This is a genomic window from Prauserella oleivorans, assembly GCF_042685745.1.
In the GTDB taxonomy this organism is placed as follows: domain Bacteria; phylum Actinomycetota; class Actinomycetes; order Mycobacteriales; family Pseudonocardiaceae; genus Prauserella_A; species Prauserella_A oleivorans.
The window spans coordinates 4,157,410-4,176,190 of record NZ_JBHUNT010000001.1; the positions used below are offsets into that span (position 1 = coordinate 4,157,410).

At 73.0% G+C, this 18,781-nt stretch carries 21 protein-coding genes and 1 tRNA gene; 17 read left to right on the forward strand and 5 right to left on the reverse strand.

Annotated features, from left to right (window positions below; genetic code table 11):
- Positions 1-612 precede the first annotated feature (612 nt).
- Both ACFSZT_RS20365 and ACFSZT_RS20370 read right to left on the reverse strand, forming a co-directional pair.
- Positions 613-686, reverse strand: a tRNA-Pro gene (locus ACFSZT_RS20365).
- A gap of 90 nt (positions 687-776) precedes the next feature.
- Positions 777-2,735 carry an aconitate hydratase gene (locus ACFSZT_RS20370; RefSeq protein ID WP_377385423.1) on the reverse strand — a complete coding sequence of 653 codons (1,959 nt, stop codon included), beginning with the start codon at positions 2,733-2,735 and terminating at the stop codon, positions 777-779.
- Between the two features lie 44 nt (positions 2,736-2,779).
- Here ACFSZT_RS20370 and ACFSZT_RS20375 point away from each other — a divergent pair, with 44 nt between their 5' ends.
- Positions 2,780-3,199 carry a fluoride efflux transporter FluC gene (locus ACFSZT_RS20375; RefSeq protein WP_377385426.1) on the forward strand — a complete coding sequence of 140 codons (420 nt, stop codon included), beginning with the start codon at positions 2,780-2,782 and terminating at the stop codon, positions 3,197-3,199.
- Positions 3,196-3,579, forward strand: coding sequence for a fluoride efflux transporter CrcB (gene crcB, locus ACFSZT_RS20380; RefSeq protein ID WP_377385429.1), 384 nt, complete (start codon positions 3,196-3,198; stop codon positions 3,577-3,579). The genes ACFSZT_RS20375 and crcB overlap by 4 nt, the downstream gene beginning before the upstream one ends.
- 18 nt (positions 3,580-3,597) lie before the next feature.
- On the opposite strand, the gene ACFSZT_RS20385 is transcribed toward crcB, so the two are convergent.
- Positions 3,598-4,548, reverse strand: coding sequence for an LLM class F420-dependent oxidoreductase (locus ACFSZT_RS20385; RefSeq protein WP_377385431.1), 951 nt, complete (start codon positions 4,546-4,548; stop codon positions 3,598-3,600).
- Positions 4,545-6,617, reverse strand: a complete 2,073-nt coding sequence (locus ACFSZT_RS20390) for a S9 family peptidase (RefSeq protein ID WP_377385434.1) — start codon at positions 6,615-6,617, stop codon at positions 4,545-4,547. Before ACFSZT_RS20390 ends, ACFSZT_RS20385 begins: the two co-directional genes overlap by 4 nt.
- Positions 6,618-6,771: 154 nt before the next feature.
- Between ACFSZT_RS20390 and rocD the strand changes: the two genes are divergently transcribed.
- Both rocD and ACFSZT_RS20400 read left to right on the forward strand, forming a co-directional pair.
- Entirely contained in the window at positions 6,772-8,004 is a 1,233-nt protein-coding gene (rocD, locus tag ACFSZT_RS20395) for an ornithine--oxo-acid transaminase (protein ID WP_377385437.1), read from the forward strand.
- A 33-nt stretch (positions 8,005-8,037) separates the two neighbouring features.
- A complete protein-coding gene (locus tag ACFSZT_RS20400) occupies positions 8,038-8,673 on the forward strand; it encodes a phosphatase PAP2 family protein (RefSeq protein ID WP_377385440.1) in 636 nt (211 codons plus the stop codon).
- On the opposite strand, the gene zapE is transcribed toward ACFSZT_RS20400, so the two are convergent.
- Positions 8,605-9,645 (reverse strand): cell division protein ZapE, encoded by a 1,041-nt coding sequence (zapE, locus tag ACFSZT_RS20405; protein ID WP_377385445.1) that lies wholly within the window; start codon positions 9,643-9,645, stop codon positions 8,605-8,607. The genes ACFSZT_RS20400 and zapE overlap by 69 nt on opposite strands.
- A gap of 54 nt (positions 9,646-9,699) precedes the next feature.
- On the opposite strand from zapE, the gene ACFSZT_RS20410 reads away from it, so the two are divergent.
- From ACFSZT_RS20410 to ACFSZT_RS20470, 13 genes are all read left to right on the forward strand, one after another.
- Positions 9,700-10,479, forward strand: coding sequence for a pyrimidine reductase family protein (locus tag ACFSZT_RS20410; protein WP_377385449.1), 780 nt, complete (start codon positions 9,700-9,702; stop codon positions 10,477-10,479).
- Positions 10,480-10,556: 77 nt separating this feature from the next.
- The gene (locus ACFSZT_RS20415) at positions 10,557-11,024 is read left to right on the forward strand and encodes an Asp23/Gls24 family envelope stress response protein (protein WP_377385452.1); all 468 of its coding nucleotides are present in this window, start codon (positions 10,557-10,559) and stop codon (positions 11,022-11,024) included.
- Between the two features lie 3 nt (positions 11,025-11,027).
- Positions 11,028-11,342, forward strand: a complete 315-nt coding sequence (locus ACFSZT_RS20420) for a hypothetical protein (RefSeq protein WP_377385455.1) — start codon at positions 11,028-11,030, stop codon at positions 11,340-11,342.
- A complete protein-coding gene (locus ACFSZT_RS20425) occupies positions 11,342-11,596 on the forward strand; it encodes a hypothetical protein (RefSeq protein WP_377385457.1) in 255 nt (84 codons plus the stop codon). Before ACFSZT_RS20420 ends, ACFSZT_RS20425 begins: the two co-directional genes overlap by 1 nt.
- 60 nt (positions 11,597-11,656) lie before the next feature.
- Complete coding sequence (locus tag ACFSZT_RS20430) at positions 11,657-11,833, forward strand: hypothetical protein (RefSeq protein ID WP_377385460.1); 177 nt, start codon at positions 11,657-11,659, stop codon at positions 11,831-11,833.
- The gene (locus tag ACFSZT_RS20435; RefSeq protein WP_377385463.1) at positions 11,830-12,264 is read left to right on the forward strand and encodes an Asp23/Gls24 family envelope stress response protein; all 435 of its coding nucleotides are present in this window, start codon (positions 11,830-11,832) and stop codon (positions 12,262-12,264) included. Before ACFSZT_RS20430 ends, ACFSZT_RS20435 begins: the two co-directional genes overlap by 4 nt.
- Before the next feature lie 15 nt (positions 12,265-12,279).
- The gene (locus tag ACFSZT_RS20440; RefSeq protein WP_377385466.1) at positions 12,280-12,816 is read left to right on the forward strand and encodes a DUF6286 domain-containing protein; all 537 of its coding nucleotides are present in this window, start codon (positions 12,280-12,282) and stop codon (positions 12,814-12,816) included.
- On the forward strand, positions 12,813-13,415 hold the full coding sequence (amaP, locus tag ACFSZT_RS20445) for an alkaline shock response membrane anchor protein AmaP (RefSeq protein WP_377385469.1): 603 nt from the start codon (positions 12,813-12,815) through the stop codon (positions 13,413-13,415). The genes ACFSZT_RS20440 and amaP overlap by 4 nt, the downstream gene beginning before the upstream one ends.
- Positions 13,416-13,450: 35 nt before the next feature.
- Positions 13,451-14,527 (forward strand): ATP-dependent DNA ligase, encoded by a 1,077-nt coding sequence (locus ACFSZT_RS20450; protein WP_377385472.1) that lies wholly within the window; start codon positions 13,451-13,453, stop codon positions 14,525-14,527.
- Between the two features lie 75 nt (positions 14,528-14,602).
- Positions 14,603-16,159 carry an alpha/beta hydrolase gene (locus tag ACFSZT_RS20455; protein WP_377478317.1) on the forward strand — a complete coding sequence of 519 codons (1,557 nt, stop codon included), beginning with the start codon at positions 14,603-14,605 and terminating at the stop codon, positions 16,157-16,159.
- A gap of 88 nt (positions 16,160-16,247) precedes the next feature.
- Complete coding sequence (locus ACFSZT_RS20460; protein ID WP_377385478.1) at positions 16,248-17,513, forward strand: AMP-binding protein; 1,266 nt, start codon at positions 16,248-16,250, stop codon at positions 17,511-17,513.
- Between the two features lie 49 nt (positions 17,514-17,562).
- Entirely contained in the window at positions 17,563-17,967 is a 405-nt protein-coding gene (locus ACFSZT_RS20465) for a pyridoxamine 5'-phosphate oxidase family protein (protein WP_377385481.1), read from the forward strand.
- A gap of 55 nt (positions 17,968-18,022) precedes the next feature.
- A complete protein-coding gene (locus ACFSZT_RS20470; RefSeq protein WP_377385484.1) occupies positions 18,023-18,694 on the forward strand; it encodes a TVP38/TMEM64 family protein in 672 nt (223 codons plus the stop codon).
- Positions 18,695-18,781: the final 87 nt, after the last annotated feature.

The following is an 18,781-nucleotide window of genomic DNA, read 5'->3' on the forward strand; positions in this document are numbered from 1 at the left end:
AAGATCACACGCACCCCGTGGCTACCCGGATGCTCCCGTCGCATGTCTCTCGGGTCGACAGGATGTGAACCGGCAACCCGTGACTCCCAGCCACGACACCCGGTGCGCGCAAGCAGCGGTCTCGGTCTGAGACGTTCGACAGTCAGGACGCTGCCGAAGAGTGGATTGAACGGCTTCGGACGCTGGCTCAGCGAGGTGTCGACCCGGCTGCGGCGACGCAGACGTTGGCTGAGTACGGCGAGACGGTGGGGCCGCTCGCGCTCCGGGGCTTGGAGGCGCAGAGCTCGGTCCGCGCCGCTGATCGAGGAGGTCCGGCCACTCTCCTGGCCAAGGCCGGCGACGATCCGATGGCGCGGCTTGTTCACCGACCCCAGTGGCGGTCGCATCACCACGCCGTCCTGCGGATGCCACGCAGACCACGACGCAGCGGTACCTGCACCCCCGCCATGAGCCGATCGCGGGCGCTGGTGATCTGCTGACCAACTACCTACGCCGGTCCCAAAGTGGTCCCAAGCTCAGGGCGGTGTCGATCATGGCCGTGATCACCGGCCGGACATACGAAGAGCCCCTGACCTGGGACGTTGTCCCGGATCAGGGGCTCTGTGCCGACCGTCGGGCTGACAGGATTTGAACCTGCGACCCCTTGACCCCCAGTCAAGTGCGCTACCAAACTGCGCCACAGCCCGGCCATCACCCTCCGTGGAAGGCGATGCACAGAGCTTACCGCCTCCCCCTACGCGCGCTGCAGGCAGGTCCCGTCCCCGCGTTCACGCTGGTCAGCCGGCTCCCGCGCGGGCGAGCAGCGGGATCCGGCCGCCGGCCAGGACCGCGTCCACCTGGCGTTCGGAGAGCCGGTGGAACACGGCATAGTCCTCGCCCTTCGTCTCGTTGCGGATGCCGAGGTCCGGGCCGCCCGGGAGTTGCTCGCGCAGGTGGTGCAGGGCCAGCGTGTCGCCCTGGTCGATCCGGTCGTAGTCGGCCGGCTCGCGGAACTCCAGCGCGAGGATCCCGAAGTTGGCGAGGTTCTGCCAGTGGATACGAGCGAACGACTTCGCCAGCACCGCCTTCAGCCCGAGGTGACGTGGCGCGATGGCCGCGTGCTCGCGTGACGAACCCTGCCCGTAGTTGTCGCCGCCGACGACGATGTGACCGTCTTCCCCTGCCTGCTGGGCGCGCTCCGGGTAGGTCTCGTCGATCTGAGTGAACGTGAACTCCGCGAGCTTCGGCACGTTGGAGCGGTACGGCAGGGCCCGTGCGCCCGCGGGTGAGATCTCGTCGGTGGACACGTTGTCGCCCACCTTGAGCAGCACCGGCGCGGTGATGCTGTCGGGCAGCGACGGGAAGTCGGGCAGGGACGAGACGTTGGGTCCCTTCACCAGCTTCTCGTGGCGCGCCTCCTCGGGCGGCAGCGGCGGCACGAGCATGTCCGTGTTCACCGAGGCGCGCTCCGGGAGCCGGAGGTCCGGCCACTCCAGGTCGACCTTCTCGGCGAGGTCGCGCGGATCCGTGATCACACCCGTGAGCGCGGCCGCGGCGGCCGTCTCGGGCGAGCACAGCCACACGCGGTCCTCCTTCGTTCCGGACCGGCCGGGGAAGTTGCGCGGGAACGTCCGCAGCGAGTTGTGCCCGACGGCGGGCGCCTGCCCCATGCCGATGCAGCCCATGCACCCGGCCTGGTGGATCCGGGCGCCCGCGGAGATGAGGTCCAGCGTGTCGCCGCGCTTGGTCAGGTCGGCGAAGATCTCCCGCGACGAAGGGTTGACGTCGAAACTCACCGCGTCGTTGGTCTGCCTGCCGCGCACCATGTGGGCGGCGATGGCGTAGTCGCGGAGCCCCGGGTTGGCCGACGATCCGATGACGACCTGGCCCACCTCGGTACCCGCCACCTCGCGCACCGGCACCACGTTGTCCGGAGAGGACGGTCGCGCGATCAACGGCTCCAGAGTGGACAGATCGATCTCGTCGGTGTCGTCGTAGGAGGCATCGGGATCGGGCAGGATCTCGGTGAAGTCGTCCTCGCGGTCCTCCGCACGCAGGAACGCGCGCACGGCATCGTCGGCGGGGAACACCGTGGTGGTGGCGCCGAGTTCGGCGCCCATGTTCGCGATCACGTGCCGGTCCATCGCGGACAGCGTCGCCACACCCGGGCCGTGGTACTCGACGATGCGGTTCAGCCCGCCCTTGACGCCGTGCCGGCGCAACATCTCCAGGACCACGTCCTTGGCCGACACCCAGGGCGGCAGCTCCCCGGTCAGCCGCACGCCCCAGATCCGCGGCATGCGCAGGTAGACCGGCTCGCCTGAGATGGCCATCGCGGCTTCGAGCCCGCCGACCCCCATCGCGAGCATCCCCAGCGAGCCCGCCGCGCACGTGTGCGAGTCGGACCCGACCATGCTCGTGCCCGGCTTGCCGAACCGCTGCATGTGCGTGGGATGGGATACGCCGTTGCCCGGCTTGGAGAACCACAGCCCGAACCGGCGGCACGCCGAGCGCAGGAACGCGTGATCCTCGGCGTTCTTCTCGTCGGCCTGCAGCAGATTGTGGTCGACGTACTGGACGCTGGCCTCGGTCTGCGCGCGCTCCAGCCCGAGCGCCTCGAGCTCCTGCATCACCAGTGTGCCGGTGGCGTCCTGGGTGAGGGTCTGGTCGATCCGCAGGCCGATCTCCTCACCCGGCGTCATCGTGCCGCTCACGAGGTGATCCGCGATGAGGTGATGCGCAACGCTCCGTCCCATGGCCGGGGTCTACCCGGCGTACCGGGTCGGCAATCATGGAGCGCATGGCCGACACACACCGTTGGGACGTGCTGCTCGCGGTCGCCATGGGCGGCGCGCTGGGCAGTCTAGCCCGGTACGGGCTCGGCCTCGCGTTGCCGCATCCGCCCGGTGGCCTGGCCGTCGCGACGCTGCTCGGCAACGTGCTGGGCTGCCTGGCGCTCGGGGCCCTGATGACGGCGCTGGCCCGCACGACCGACCCACCACGGCTGCTGCGGCCGTTCCTCGGCGTGGGCGTGCTCGGTGGATTCACCACGTTCTCCACCTACGTGCTCGACGCCGTCGAGGCGGCCCGTCTCGGTCACGCGGGCATCGCGGTGGTCTACGCCGTCGGGTCGGTGGTCGCCTCGCTCGTCGCGGTGGCCGTGGGCATGGGCGTCACCCACGCGGCGCTGCGGCGCAGCGCTGCGCGGAGGGTGTCGTGACCGTCGCGCTGGTGCTGCTCGGCGGCGCGGGCGGCGCGGTGCTGCGGTACCTGGTCGACCACCGCGTCCAGCGCAGCCACGCCTCCGCGTTCCCGTGGGGCACACTCACCGTGAACATCACCGGCTCCGGCTTGCTGGGGCTGGTGACGGCGTGGGTGTTCGTGGCGGGCGATCCGGCGAGCACTGAGACCGTGCGCGCGCTCGCGGGCGCGGGCCTGTGCGGGTCGATGACCACGTTCTCGACGTTCGGCTACGACACCGTGCGGCTGTTCGCAGGCAAGGCTCATCTGCACGCGGTCGCCAACGTCGTGCTCACCGTGCTCGCCGGGTTCGGTGCCGCCGGCGCCGGACTGGTCCTCGGCACGGCCCTGTGGGGCTGACGGCACCGCGGGCGTCTCCTACCCCGGCGCCAGCGCGTGCACCTGCTCGAGCGGGTCGTCGCCCGTCGGCAGCAGCATGATCACCGGCGTGGTGACGCCGTTGTGCACATAGGACTCGATCCGCTCCCGGCAGGCCTGCGGGCTCCCATGCACGATGAGGTCGTCCACCACCTCGTCCGGGATGACGGCATTGGCCTTCTTGCGCTCGCCTGCCGCCCACGCTTCGTGCATCGGGGCGAGCAGCTCGCCCCGGCCGAGCCACTCGTGGAACGCCCGGTACACCGGAACGGTCAGGTAGCTGCTGATGAGCTTCCGGCCGAGAGCGCGGGCGGCGTCGGCGTCCTCGGTGGGGCAGACGAAGATCCGGGCCACCAGCTCGGCCTCCTGCCCGAGCTCGGCGCGCACCGTCGGGACGTCGGCGGGCGCGAGCCAGTTGGTGATGGCGCCGTCGGCCTCCCTCCCCGCGAGCCGCAGCATCCCCGGCCGCAGGGCGGCGAGCATGATCGGCGGCGCCGGTTCCGGTGCGCGCTCCAGACGGAACCCGCGCACCGTGAACGTCGGGTATTCCTCGCTGACCTTCTCCCCCGTCAGCGCGCTGCGCAGGAACCGCAGGGTGTCCCGCGTGCGCCCGTAGGGTTCGCTGAACTCGCCCGCGTTCCAATTCTCCACGATCACCGGCGAGGACGTGCCGATGCCGAGCACGAACCGGCCGGGCGCGCACTCCGCGAGGCTCGCCGCGCTCATCGCGATCAGGCCCGGCCCGCGCGTGTACACCGGCACGATCGCCGTGCCGAGCCGCAGCCGCGGCGCCCACTGCGAGACCAGCGCGAGCGGGGTGAACGCGTCGGTGCCGCTGGCCTCGGCGGACCAGACGTCGGTGTAGCCGAGGTCCGGCAGCCGGGTCACCAGCTCCCGGTGCGCGGGCAGCGGAACCCCGGTCACGGGCAATGTGAGGCCCCAGCGACTCACGCCAGTTCCTTCCTGATCCACTCGACCTGCAGCAGCATCAGGTTCTCCGCGACCTCCTCCGCCTGCGGCGTCATGTGGGTGGCGCCCGCCAGCGGCAGGAAGGTGTGCTGCCGGCCCGCCGCCAGCAGCGCCGACGACAGCCGCAGCGCGTGGGCGACGAACACGTTGTCATCGGCCAGGCCGTGCACGATGAGCAGCGACCGACTCAGGTTCTTCGCGTCGGCGAGCAGCGAGTTGCGTTCGTAGGTCTCCGGCTGCTCATCGGGGTGGCCGAGGTAGCGCTCGGTGTAGTGCGTGTCGTAGAGCGCCCAGTCGGTCACCGGGGCGCCCGCGACCGCGGCCTTGAACACGTCCGGCCGCCGCAGCACCGCCGCCGCGGCGAGGTAGCCGCCGAACGACCAGCCACGGATGGCGACCCGGTCGAGGTCGAGGTCGCCGATCTGCTCCGCCGCGGCGTGGAGGGCGTCGACCTGGTCGGCGAGCGCGACGTCGGCGAGGTCGCCCGCCATCTCCTTCTCCCACGCCGGACCGCGCCCGGGCGACCCGCGGCCGTCGACGACGAGCACCGCGAACCCCTGGTCGGCGAACCATTGGGACGTGAGGAACGCGTTGCGGCTGTGCAGCACCCGCTGGGCGTGCGGGCCCCCGTACGGGTCGAGCAGCACCGGCAGCTTGCCACTGCCCGGGGTGTGGCCGGTGGGCAGCAGCAGCGCCGCCCGCAGCCGCCGCTCCCCCAGCTCCAGCCAGCGCAGGTTGAGCTCGAGTCCGGGGTCGACCGTGGCCGAGGCGACCTCGGCGATCCGGGTCCCGCCGGACAGCACCGAGACGCGCGGCCCGCTGTGCTCCAGACTCCACGACGAGAGCACGGTGAGCTCCGCCGTCCCCGCGCCGACGTGCACACCGTCCATTGTGGACAGCCGACGGGCGGCGCCGTTCTCCGTGCGGTAGACGTGGATCTGCGTCGGGTCCTGTTCCGACGCACTGAACAGCACCTCGTCACCGACGTGCAGCACCGACCGCACCTGCAGCTCCGGCCCGGTGACCGGCTTGCCGTCGATCAGCAGCCGGTAGCTGCCATCGGCGGCGCTGACGTGCACGAGCCTGCCGTCCGGGGTCCACGCGGGCACGCCGGTCACGATCTCCACCCAGTGCGGGTCGCTCTCGGCGTGCACGAGGGTGGTCGAGCCGTCCCCGGGGTCGACGGCGTAGACCTCGAGGCGTTTCTGGTCCCGCGGTTGCACGGCGATCAGGGGCGCGCCACCGCCGGACCAGTGCACGGCGACGAGGTATTCCCAGTCGCCCGCCTGCACGTCGACGCGGCTGCCGTCGAGACCGAGGAACGACAGCGAGACGCTGACGTTCGTGGTGCCCGCCGCGGGATAGGCGACCGTGTTCACGGGCACGTCCGGGCTGGCGGGGTCGGCGATGCTCCAGCGCGGCACGGCCGACCGGTCGCTACGCTCCACCAGCAGGCTCTGCCCGTCGGGCGACCACCAGTAGCCGCGCACCCGGCGCATTTCCTCGGCGGCGATGAACTCCGCCAGCCCCCAGGCGATGTCGTCGCCCGGTTCGTCGACGAGCACGCGGTCCTCGCCGGTCGCCAGCTCCACCACCCGGAGCCGGCGCTCGCTGACGTAGGCCACGTGCGTGCCCGGCGGGTTCGGTCGCGGGTCGACGACGGCGCCGTCCACGAGCGTGCGGATCTCGCCGCTGCGCAGATCGACGGTGTGGAGCTTGCCGGACAGCGAGAAGGCCGCCACCGTGAACGCCTCGTCGACGGCGTAGCCGACCACGCCGCCGGAGGTCTCGCGGGCCCGCTCCCGGCGGGCGCGTTCCTCGGGCGGGATCTCCTCCTCGCCCGGCAGCAGCTCCGCGGCGTCGACGAGCTTGGCCTCCTCCCCCGAGGCGAGGTCGAGCTGCCACAGGCTGTTGCGGCGGTCGTAGCCCGACTCGGCGCGCAGGAACAGCAGCCGCGAACCGTCGGGCGCGGCGCGGAATTCCTTCGGTGCACCGAGAGTGAATCGCTGCGTGCGGGCTTGCTTGCGCAGGAAGGAGAGCTCGTCTGTCACGAGGCCTCACTCTGGCAGACCGCCCCGCCCCCGCGCCAACACCACACCGAGCGAAACGAATCGTTTTCCGAACCCGCGAACCACGCAACGATCATCGCGTCCAAGCAACGGATTCCGGCTGATCTCGCCGAGCAACCCGGCCTAACCTGAACGCATGACGACGTTCGCCGACGGCACCACGACCGCCACCTCCGCCGACTACATCGCGCTCGACGAGCGGTGGAGCACGCACAACTACCACCCGCTGCCGGTGGTGATCGCCGAGGCCGAGGGGGCCTGGGTCACCGATGTCGAGGGCAACCGCTATCTCGATTTCCTCTCCGGCTACTCGGCACTGAACTTCGGCCACCGGCATCCCCAGCTCGTCGCGGCGGCGAAGGAGCAGCTCGACCGGGTGACCCTGACGTCGCGCGCGTTCCACCACGATCAGCTGGGCCGATTCTGCGCGGAACTGGCCCAGCTCACCGGTACCGAGATGGTGCTGCCGATGAACTCGGGCGCCGAAGCCGTCGAGTCCGCGATCAAGATCGCGCGCAAGTGGGCCTACCGCGTCAAGGGCATTCCCGACGGCGAGAGCCGGATCGTCGTCGCCGCGTCGAACTTCCACGGCCGCACCACGACCATCGTCTCGTTCTCCACCGATGAGACCGCGCGCGCCGACTTCGGTCCGTTCACCCCGGGTTTCGACGTGGTGCCCTACGGCGACGCGGCCGCGCTCGCCGCGGCGATCACCGACCGGACGGCGGCCGTGCTCGTGGAGCCGATCCAGGGGGAGGCGGGCGTCATCGTGCCCCCGCAGGGATACCTCGCCGAGGCGCGCCGGCTGTGCGACGAGGCGGGTGCTCTGCTCATCGCCGACGAGATCCAGTCCGGCCTCTGCCGCACGGGACCGGTCCTCGCGCTGGACCACGAGGGCGTGCGCGCGGACCTCTACACGCTCGGCAAGGCGCTCGGCGGCGGCATCGTCCCGGTGTCCGCGGTCGTCGGCCGCGCCGACGTGCTCGGCGTGCTCAAGCCCGGCGAGCACGGGTCCACCTTCGGCGGCAACCCGCTGGCCTGCGCGGTCGGGCGGGCGGTCATCCGGCTGCTGTCGACGGGCGAGTTCGCCGAGCGCGCGGCCACCCTCGGTGAGCGCCTGCACCAGCGGCTCGCCGGGCTCCTAGGGCACGGGGTCGCCGGCGTGCGCGGCCGGGGACTGTGGGCGGGTGTCGACATCGCGCCGGGTGGCCCCAGCGGCCGGGAGGCGTCCGAGGCCCTCAAGGCGCGCGGCGTGCTGTGCAAGGAGACCCACGGATCGACGCTGCGGATCGCGCCGCCGCTGGTCATCAGCGAGGCCGACCTCGACCGCGGGCTCGACGCTCTCGTCGAGGTCGTCACCCGGAGCTGACCGCCGGCTCGGCCCCGCGGGACACTGCTGGACGTGACCGTCCGCCCCGCCCTGTCCGTGGCCGTCGTCGCCGCGCTGTGCGCGCTGGTGCCCGGTGTCCTCTACGCGGGCCAGCGGCGTCCCGGCAACCTGGACCGGGCGGCATCCGACGCGGTCGAGGCCGGTCTCGGCGACGCCCACGGGGTCCTCACCGCGCTGGTCCTGCCGACCGAGCCGCCCGTGGTGCTGGCGGCCGTCCTCGTCACCATGCTGGTGTGCGCGTGGCGGCGGCGGTGGGCCGGAGCCGTGCTGGCGGTGGTCGCGCCGGCGGTCGCGGTCGCGGTGAACACGTGGGTGCTCAAGCCGATGGTCGGCCGGTACTACGACGACCATCTCGCCTACCCGAGCGGGCACACGGTCAGCCTGGTGTCGGTGCTCGCCGTGATCGCGCTGCTGGCCACCGCGACGTGGCGCCGGGTGGTCGTGGGCGCCGGGATCGTGCTCACCGCGGCAGCGGGGGCGGGCATGATCGGGCTCGGCTACCACTACCTCACCGACGTGCTCGGCGGCGCGGCCTTCGCGGTGGCCGCGACCCTGGCGGTCGCGACGGGGCTGGGCGCGCTAACCCGGCACGGCCGGCGACTCGGCGGCGTCCCGCGCGAGCGCCGTGAGCCTGCTGACGGCACGTAGGTACTTCTTCCGGTATCCGCCCGCCAGCATCTCCGGTGTGAACAGCTCGGCAGGCGAACCGCCGGACACGAGCACGGGGATAGCGCGGTCGTAGAGCCGGTCGGCGAAGGCCACCAGCCGCAGCGCGATCGCCTGGTCGGGCGCCGGGCGCACGCCGCGCAGGTGCACGGCCGACACGCCGTCGACCAGCCGCCCGTACCGGGACGGGTGCAGGCTCGCCAGGTGGTCGCACAGCGCGTCGAAGTCGTCGAGCGTGGCGCCGGGGCGCGCCTCGGCCGAGGCCACCAGCTCGTCGTCGGTGAGCGGGTCGGGCGGCTTGGGCAGGCCGCGATGGCGGTAGTCGGGGCCGTCCACCCGCACCACGCTGAACTTGGCGGACAGCGCCTGGATCTCCCGGAGGAAGTCCTCGGCCGCGAAGCGGCCCTCGCCGAGCTTGTCCGGCAGCGTGTTGGACGTCGCGGCCACGTAGACGCCTGCGTCGGTGAGCTCCCGCAACAGGCGGTTGACGAGCATCGTGTCGCCGGGGTCGTCCAGTTCGAACTCGTCGATCGCCAGCAGCCGGTGCCCGGAGAGCCGCCGGACCGCCTCGGCGAACCCGAGCGCGCCGACCACGTGGGTCAGCTCGACGAAGGTGCCGTACGACTTGGGCTCGGGCACCTCATGCCAGATCGACGCGAGCAGGTGGGTCTTGCCGACGCCGAAGCCGCCGTCGAGGTAGAGGCCGGGCTTGCCGGGGTCGGCCTGCTTGCGCCCGAACAGCGCGCGCCACCCGGAGCGCTGGGCGCCGGCTTGCCGGACCCGCTCGGCGAACGCCGAGCACGCCTCGACAGCCGCGGCCTGGCTGGGCTCGTCCGGGTTCGGGACGTAGGTGGAGAAGCGGACGCCGTCGAACCGCGGCGGCGGGACGAGGGTGGTGATGAGCTCGTCCGCCCCGATCTCGGGCCGGCGCGCGGTCAGCTTCTCGACAGGCATGGCGCCCAGGTTAGCTGGCGCCCGAGTGGCCCCGATCGTGCTCGTCGTGCTGGGATGTGGGTCGTGCATCGCCTGTGGCCCACGCCGGCCGACGCGGCCGGCCCGCTCTCCGACGCCGAGCTCGAGGAGCTCTACGACTTCCCCGCCGAGCTGGACCGTCCCTGGATACAGGCCAATTTCGTGTCGTCGGCCGACGGCGCGGTGACGGTCGACGATCGCTCCGAGGGACTCTCCAGCCCGGCCGACAAACGGGTGTTTCTACTCGGCCGGGACCTCGCGGATGTGATCCTCGTCGGCGCGGGCACGGTCCTCGCGGAGACCTACAAGGGTGCCAAGCCCGGACCCGAGCGGATGGAGCGGCGGCGCAGGCACGGGCTCGCCGACACCCCGCCCATCGCGATCGTCACCGGCCGCTGCACGATCCGCCCGTACGACCCGGTGGTCACCGACACCCGCGTCCCGCCGATCATCCTCACCACCGAGGCGGCGCCGGCCGAGCGGCGCAAGGCGCTGGCCGACGCGGGAGCCGAGGTCGTCGTGCTGGGTGAGCACACCGTCGACCTGCCTGCCGCCGTGGCGATGCTCGGCGAGCGCGGGCTGCGGCGCATCGACTGCGAGGGCGGGCCGCACCTGTTCGGCACGCTGATCGCCGAGGACCTCGTGGACGAGCTGTGCCTCACCGTCGCGCCGTTGCTCGCGGGTGCGGCGCCCGGCCGGATCGCCGCGGGCCCTGCGGCCGAGGCGGCGCGGCGGATGCGGCTGACCTCGCTGTTGCATGAGGACGGCTTCCTGCTGGCCCGCTACCGCCGCGACACTGTCACCCATTCGGAGTAGTGGCGCGCGAACTGCGGCGCGACGGGACATCGTAGAAGCACAACAGTTCGGCCTTGACCGTCGCGAAGGAGCGAACCATGGCTCAGAGCAGCGCGACCACGCCGGAGACCTCCCCCACGACGCGTGCCGGATCGTCGGCGGCGCTCAACGAGGAAGGCACGGCGGGTAAGACCACCATCGCCTCGTCGGTGGTGCAGAAGGTGGCGGGCGTCGCCGCGCGCGAGGTGTCGGGCGTGTACGCCTTGGGTGGCGGCGTGTCCCGTGCCTTCGGCGCGATCCGCGAACGCATTCCCGGATCGGGCACCGCGACGACGCAGGGCGTCTCGGTGGAGGTCGGTGAGAAGCAGACGGCCGTCGACCTGGACATCGTCGTGGACTACGGCGCCCGGATCGTCGACGTCGCGCGGTCGGTACGGCGCAACGTGATCTCGACCGTCGAGCAGATCACCGGACTCGAGGTGATCGAGGTGAACATCGCGGTCAACGACATCCATCTCCCCGAGGACGACAGCACCGAGGAGGAGCCCACCACCCGCGTGGAGTGACGGATGACGCCGGACCGCCTTGCCGACGCGATCGCCGACGAGATCCGCGGCCACCCCGCCGTGGTGCGCCTCGACGCCGGCCGGCACGGCACGCTGGTCACCCCGCTGAAGGGGCGCCGGGTTGTGGGAGTGCGGGTGCTCGGGCCGGGCGAACCGGTCGACATCGGCGTGGTGCTCCGGATGCCCGGACCGTTCCCCGAGGTGGCCGCCGACCTGCGCGTCCGGGTGCGGCGGGTCGCCGGTGACGTGCCGGTCAACATCACCGTCACCGACGCCGTCGACCCCGCCCCCGTGGGCGCCGGGGATCAGGAGTCGTGATGGCCGGGGAACCGTTCGACGACCGGGAACGACGAGCCGCCGTGCGGGCCTTCGCGCGGCGGCACCATCCCGACATCGGCGGTGACCCCGCGACGTTCGTCGCCGGACTGGCCCGGCTGCGGGCGCGGACAGCCGAACCCGACCGCGGCGAGGCGCCCGTGGTTTTCGTGACCCGCCGCGCGGGCCTCGCCGGGCTCGCCGATCGCCTCCGGACGTGGTGGCGTCGTCGTCGCAGACCGCCACGCGTGCGCTGAACCAGCACCGACCCGCGGCAATCCGGACAACAAGCCAATCCGGAGAACAAGGAGACTGCCATGAATGCGACCCAGACCGGACTGCTGGCCGGACTCGTCCTGGGCCTGGCCGCGTACCAGAGCTTCGTCGCGTTTCTCGTGACCCTCGCGGTCGGGGTGATCGGGCTCGTGGTCGGCCGGGCACTCGACGGCGAGCTCGACCTGTCCGATGTCTTCGGCCGGGGCCGGGACCGGTGAGCGCCGGCACGGAGGTCGAGGGCGCCAAGCGCGGCGAGCTCGACATCGCCGAACGCGGGGAACTCCCCACCGCCGGGCACGCGGACCGCGAGGTCGCCGAGCGCGGGAAGCTCGAGATTTCCCACGGCGTGGTACGCAAGGTCGCCGCGCGCGCCGCCGACGAAACCGGCGTCACGGCGCGCGCACCGCGCCGCGTCGCCGGCCTCGATGTCGGCCACGGCGGCCCGACGGTGCGGGTCGCCGGCGCGGACAACGCCGTCGACCTGCGCCTCGATGTGGCGCTGCACTACCCGGCGCCCGTACGGCCTGCCGTCGAGCGCATCCGCGAGTCGGTGATCGAGCGGGTCGAGCACATCACGTCCTACCGGGTGCGCACCCTGGAGATCACCGTGTCGGCTCTGGTGCCCGAGACCCGCGCACGCGTGCGCTGAGCGAGGGGGTGAACGGTGCGCGTCTTCGTCCGGCTGCTGTCGCTGGTACTGGGCCTGGCGCTCGCCGCGCTGGGCCTGCTGCCGGCGCTCGAGGTCGCGTGGCACTGGTGGCGTCCGGAGGACGCGCCGCTGCTCGTGCCGTGGCCGTCGTGGCGCGAGAGCCTGCTGGAGGCCGGCTGGAACTCGGCCGTCGTCCGCCTCGCCGCCGCGCTGGTGATGCTGCTGGGGCTCGTGCTCATGATCGCGGCGCTGGCGGCGCGGCGCCGCGACATCCGCCTGCACGACCCGGCGACCGAGGTCAGCGTCACGACGTCGCCCCGCGCGCTGGCGCGGCTCGTCGGCCGCCACGTCCGGGCGCAGGACAACATCACGGGGGCGACCGTGACCGCGAGCAGACGCCGGGTCCGTGTGCGGGCGCGGTCCACGCTGGAGGCCGAGCACGAGGTGCGGCCACGCGTCGCCGGGTCGGTCAGCGCGTTGCTGGCCGACATCCCGCTGGTGACCCCGCCGAAGGTGTCCGTCGTCGTCGACTCGCCGAAGGACCGCCGATGACCCGATCCGTCGCCGCCAAGGCCGCCGCCCGCTCGAACCGGCCCGACCGCGTGCTCACCTTTGTCACCGGGCTCGTCGTCTTCGCGCTCGGCGCGCTGGCACTGGTGGTGGGCTTCGGCTGGCTCGGTGCCTACCGGGCCCAGCGGCCCGTGCTCGACCCGATCGCGCTCGACTGGCTGAGCCGGCAGGACCCGGTGCTCACCCGGGCCGTGGCGATCGTCGTGGGCCTCCTGCTGTTCGTGCTGGGGCTGTGGTGGTTCCTGCGGTCGCTGCGCCCGGAGCCACGGCCCGATGTCGCGCTCGACCGCGCGCCCGGCCGGGAGGTGACCGTGTCGGCCTCGGCCATCGCCGACGCGGTCCGCACGGACGCCGAGGCCATCGACGGCGTCAGCCGCGCCCGCGTGCGCTCGGTCGGCAGCGCCGAACACCCGGCCCTGCGGCTCACACTGTGGCTGCGCGAGGGCAGCGATCTGCGCGACGTCTGGCACGAGCTCGACACCCAGGTGCTCGCCCGCGCCCGCGAGGCACTGGACGTCGCGGTCCTGCCGACCGCCGTGCGGCTGGAACTCGGCTCCGCTGAGCGCCGCCGCGTACGGTGAGCACGACCAGACCGCGCGCACCCCGGAGAGCACCGATGTCCCTGCCCGTCGCACCACCGGTGAAGCCGATGCTCGCCAAGGCGGCCACCCGCATCCCGGACTCCGACACGCTGCTCTTCGAGCCCAAGTGGGACGGCTTCCGCTGCCTGGTCTTCCGCGACGGTCCGGAGCTCACCCTCCAGTCCCGTGCGCTCAAGCCGCTCAACCGGTACTTCCCCGAGGTGCTCGCCGAGCTGGCGGACACCCTGCCCGAACGGGTGGTGCTCGACGGCGAGCTCGTCATCGGGCGCGGCGGACGGCTCGACTTCGACGCGCTCACCGAGCGGATCCACCCCGCGGCCAGCCGCATCAGCGCCCTCGCGGAGAGCACGCCCGCAAGCTTCGTCGCTTTCGACCTGCTCGCGCTCGCCGACCGCGACCTCACCGGGGAGCCGACCAGCGTCCGCCGCGACGAGCTCACGGTGCTGGCGGACGGCCGGCTGCGCATCACTCCGGCCACCACCGACCCGCCCACCGCGCGGCACTGGTTCGACCTGTTCGAAGGCGCCGGGCTGGACGGTGTGGTCGGCAAGCCGCTGGCCTCGCCGTACGCACCGGGCAAGCGCGTCATGCTCAAGTACAAGCACTCCCGCACGGCCGACTGCGTGGTCGCCGGGCTGCGCTGGCACGTCCACACCGCGCCGGGCGAGTCGGTCGGGTCGCTGCTGCTGGGCCTGTACGACGACGCGGGCGTGCTGCACCACGTCGGCGTCGTCGGGGCGTTCGCGGCGAAGCGGCGCACCGAACTGGCCGCCGAGCTGTCGCCGTTCATCACCGAGGGAGCGCACCCGTGGCTCGGCGACGCGGTGGTCGAGGGCCAGCGACTGCCCGGTGGTGTCAACCGCTGGCGGTCGACGGAGCAGCCGTGGGTGCCGCTGCGGCCGGAACGGGTGGTGGAGGTCGGCTACGAGCACACCGAGGGCGGCCACCCGGCGCGGTTGCGGCACACGGCCCAGTTCGTGCGGTGGCGGCCGGATCGCGACCCGGCGTCGTGCGGCTACGCCCAGCTCGAGGAGCCCGCCCGGTACGACCTGGACGCCGTCTTCCACGGCGAGGTGCGGCGAACCCGTTAACGTCTCCCACACCGAACGCATGCGACAGTGGGCCGGCCGCCCAGCCAGCCCGGACGAACAGTGAGGACGCATCAGTTGCCGCGCCGTGGTCGTGTCCGCTTCCTGACCCTCGCCGCGTTGGTCCCGATCCTGCTGCTCGCCGCGTGCACGGCGGGCCCCTCCACACGGCCCGCCGTCGTGGAGAACGACGGCCCCGCGCCCACCGGCCGGCCCGGCGGCCCCTCGCGTGAGGTGCCCCTGCCGAGGCTGGAGCAGCCCCGCGGGGCGAGCATCGAGTGGTCCGACTGCGGCGACGAGACCCGGCAGCGGCTCGGCGACGGCGCCGCTCGCGCGGGTCTGAGTTACTCGTGCGCACGCCTCACGACCACCCTCGACGCGCCGGGCCTGCCCGCCCGGGGACTCACCCGGATCGCCGTGCTCAAGGCGGGCGACGGCCCGATCCCGCTCGTGGTGGTCAACGACATCGACGGCGAGCCGGGCACGCTGCACGCCGCGCGGCTCGCCGCCGAGCTGCCGCCGGAGCTGCTCGAGACGTTCTCCCTGGTCGGCATGGACCGGCGCGGCACCGGCGACTCCGATGCCGTGCGCTGCATTCCCTCCGACGTGCGGACGACACTGCTGGGGCACGACCCCGCCGACGGCGTGGGGCCCTTGCTCGACGCCGCCCGCACGGCCGGCCAGCAGTGCGCGATCAACCTGGAGGACGAGCAGGGCGCCTTCGACAGCTGGCGCACCGCGGGTGATCTCGACGAGCTGCGGGAGCAGCTCGGGCTGTCGCGGCTGAACGCGCTGGGGCACGGTGAGGGCTCGCGCGTGGTGGCGATCTACGGCGCCCGCTACCCCGGCCGGGTGGGCCGGGTGGTGCTCGACGGCATGCCGGACCCGTCCACGGACCACGCGAGTGTGCTCGACGGCGTCGCCGGCGGCGCGGAGGCGACGCTGGACGCGTTCGGTGCGGATTGCGCGCAGCGCGGGTGCCCGCTCGGACCGGACGCGCGCGGCGCCGTGTCCGCCCTGGCCGAGCAGCTGGACCGCAGGCCCGCCACCAGCGCCGAGGGCTACCGGATCACCCGGGCGGCGGCACTGCGCGGCATCCTCGCCGGTCTCTCCGAACGCCACCGCTGGCCGGAGCTGGCCGACGCCATCGCCGCGGCCCGCACCGGCGACCCGGAAGGACTGATGGCCTTCCTCCGGCCGCACCTCGTCGAGGACCAGCTCCAGGCCGCCCGGCTCGACGGCACGATCGCCACCCGGTGCAACGACACCCCGGCCCGGCTGCCCGGCGACCAGCTCAGCGCGCGCACCCGTGAGCTGGCCACCAAGCATCCACTGTTCGGGGGCGTGGTGGCGCAGGAGCTGGTGTGGTGCAACCCGTGGCCGAGCCGCGGCGACGACCCGCCCGCGATCGGCGCCGACGGGACTCCGCCCATGGTGGTGATCAGCACCGCGACCGATCCGGTCACGCCCGAGCAGGGCACGATCCGGGCGGCCGAGCGGATGCCGTCCGCGGTCCGGGTGGCGTGGCAGGGCGCCGGGCACCACGCGTTCGGGTCGGCGTGTGTGGCCGAGGCCGTGCGGGCGTTCCTCGTCGACGGCGAGGTTCCCGAGGACGGAACGCTCTGCCCCGCGTGACCGGCCACACAGCGGCACCTGGGCAGCGATGTCGATCTCCCCGCCCGGCACTTGACGGGGCGAGTGGGGGATGTTTCGCTGGCCCGCGGTGAACCTTCTGTCGTTGCTCGCTGGCCTGACCAAGCGCGACCCGCACGCCATCATCGCGATCGACGCCGATCCCGCTCAGCCCGTGCACGTGAGCCGCTCCGAACTGTGGCGGCGCACGCTGCAGCTGCGCGCGGATCTGGCGACCGCGGGCGTGGGTCGCGGGGACGGTGTCGCCCTCTGGTTGCCCAACTGGTCGGACGTGCTCGTCTGGCACATCGCCACCGCCTCCCTCGGCGCCTACGCCGTCGGGCTCGGCGCCGCCACCCCGGCCGCCGACGTCGCGCGTGTCGTGGAGCAGGTCCGGCCCCGCGTCGTGGCCGCCGCGCACGACGCGCGTGGTCTCGACCTCGCGGGCCGGCTGCGCGAGGTCGTCACCGGCTCGGAGGGCCTCGACGTGATCCCCGCGGTGGCCGTCGTGGCAGGTCCGCACGGCAAGCCTCCGATCGACCCGTCGCCGTGGGACATCGGCGGGGGCGCGTGGCTGCCGAGCGCGACGACCGCGGGCATGCCGATGCCGCGCACCACGGGTGACGAACCGGCCGTCGCGTTCGAACCCGCGCTCGGTGTGCACCGGGAATCGGTGCTCGTCGCGCACGCCACCGGGACCGCCCGGGCGCTCGGAGTGCGCGAGAACGACCTCCTGCTGTGCACCCAGCCGGTCACCGGCCCGCTGGGCCTGGGGTTCGCGCTCGCCGCCGTCGCGGGCGAGGGCACCTGCCTGCTCGACCCGGCACTGGACGAGACCACACTGCTCGGCGACCTCGCCCGCTTCGAGGCCACGCACCTCGCCACGGACGAGCAGACCGCGACGCGACTGGCCGAGACCTGCCACGACCACCCGTGCACCCTTCCCGCCCTCCGCTGGGTCGGCGTCGCCAACGCCGCCACCCCGGACGCCGCGGGCCGGGCCGAGAAGGAGCTCGGGGTGCCCGCTTCCGCGTTCTACGCGCCCGGCGAGGTCCTCGCTCCCGCCGCGCTGTGGCCATCGGAGCACGCCACCCCCGCCCGGTGGCACAGCGGCGGCCTGCCGGTCGAGCCCGGTCTCGAGGTGCGCGTGGTGGACCCGCTCTCGAACACACCGATGCCGGCAGGCGAGCAGGGCATGCTGCAGTTGCGCGGCCCGGGTGTGCCGGAACAGCGGCTCGGCAAGGCCGGGGAACCGCCGGTCACCGGCGACGGCTGGTTCAGCACCGGTGACCTCGCCATCCGCACGACGGAAGGTGAACTCCGCTATCTCGGCCCCGCACACCGCCCGGCGGGCTGAGGACCTTCTGCTCTAGGGCCGCGCCCGCAGCGGCACCAATACTGCAGCGATGACCGACACCGTCACGCGGCGGGTGCGGGAGCTGGACCCAGCCGCCGCACTGCCCCTCCTGGCCACCGTGCCCTACGGCCGGATCGCGTTCACGCTGCAGGCGTTACCCGCGATCCGGGCGGTCCCGCATGTGCTGCACGGCGGCGAGGTCGTGATCCGCGACCGCGGCCCGGAGCTGGGTGCGGCCGTCGGTCAGATCGTGGCGTTCGAGGCCGGCGGCCTCGCTCCCGGCGAGCACGTCGGCTGGAGCGTCTCCGTCACCGGCAAGGCACACCGGGTTCGCGATCCCGCCTGGGCCGAGGAGCTCCGCGACCTCCTGCCGCTGCGTCCCGCCACGGGCTCCGAGGAGTTCATCCGGATCGCACCCACGCTCGTCAGCGGGTTCACCGTGGAGCTGCGCTGACCGCACCCCGTGGACGGCAGGGGGCAGCCGCCGGGGTGTGTTCTACCGTGGAGAGGTGGCGCGTCGAACCAAGTTGATCATCGGGCTCGTCGTGCTCGTGGTGTTCGTGGTGGCGGCGCTGACCCTTCCGGTACCGAGCCCCGCAGAGGTCCGCGCCTGGGTCCAGGACGCCGGTCCCTGGGCCGTCGTGCTGTTCCTCGCTGCGTACGCGGTGTTCACCGTGGCGCCGTTGCCACGCACGGTGTTCAACCTCGCCGCAGGCCTGCTGCTGGGCGAGGTCGTCGGTGTGGTGATCGCGATCACGGCGACCATCCTCTCCGGGCTGCTGGGCTTTCTGCTCGCCCGGGCGCTCGGCCAGGACGTCGTGGCGCGGCACCTGGATCGCGCGCCGGTGCGCGCGGTCAACGCGCGGCTCGCCGGCGGCGGAATGCTCGCAGTGGCCTCGCTCCGGCTGATCCCGGTGATTCCCTTCGCGCCGCTGAGCTACTGCTGTGGCGTGTCCTCGCTGGCCCTGCGCCCGTACCTGCTCGGGACCGCCCTGGGCAGCTTCCCGGGAACCGTCGCCGTCGTCGTCCTGGGCGATGCGCTGACCGGCACGACTCCGCCCGCTCTGGCCGCCTGCTACGTGGTTTTCGCCGCAGCCGGTGCCGTGGGTCTGGTGCGGGTGATCAGGAAAGCCGAGCCACAGCAGGCAAACCCCGCCACCGCCCGCGACACGGTGGACTGAGAACACGCACCGGCGGCGGTTCACACGGCCCGCAGAACACGGACCGCTACACTCGTTCGCGGGCGCGAGCGGGGTGTCGCGCCGAGT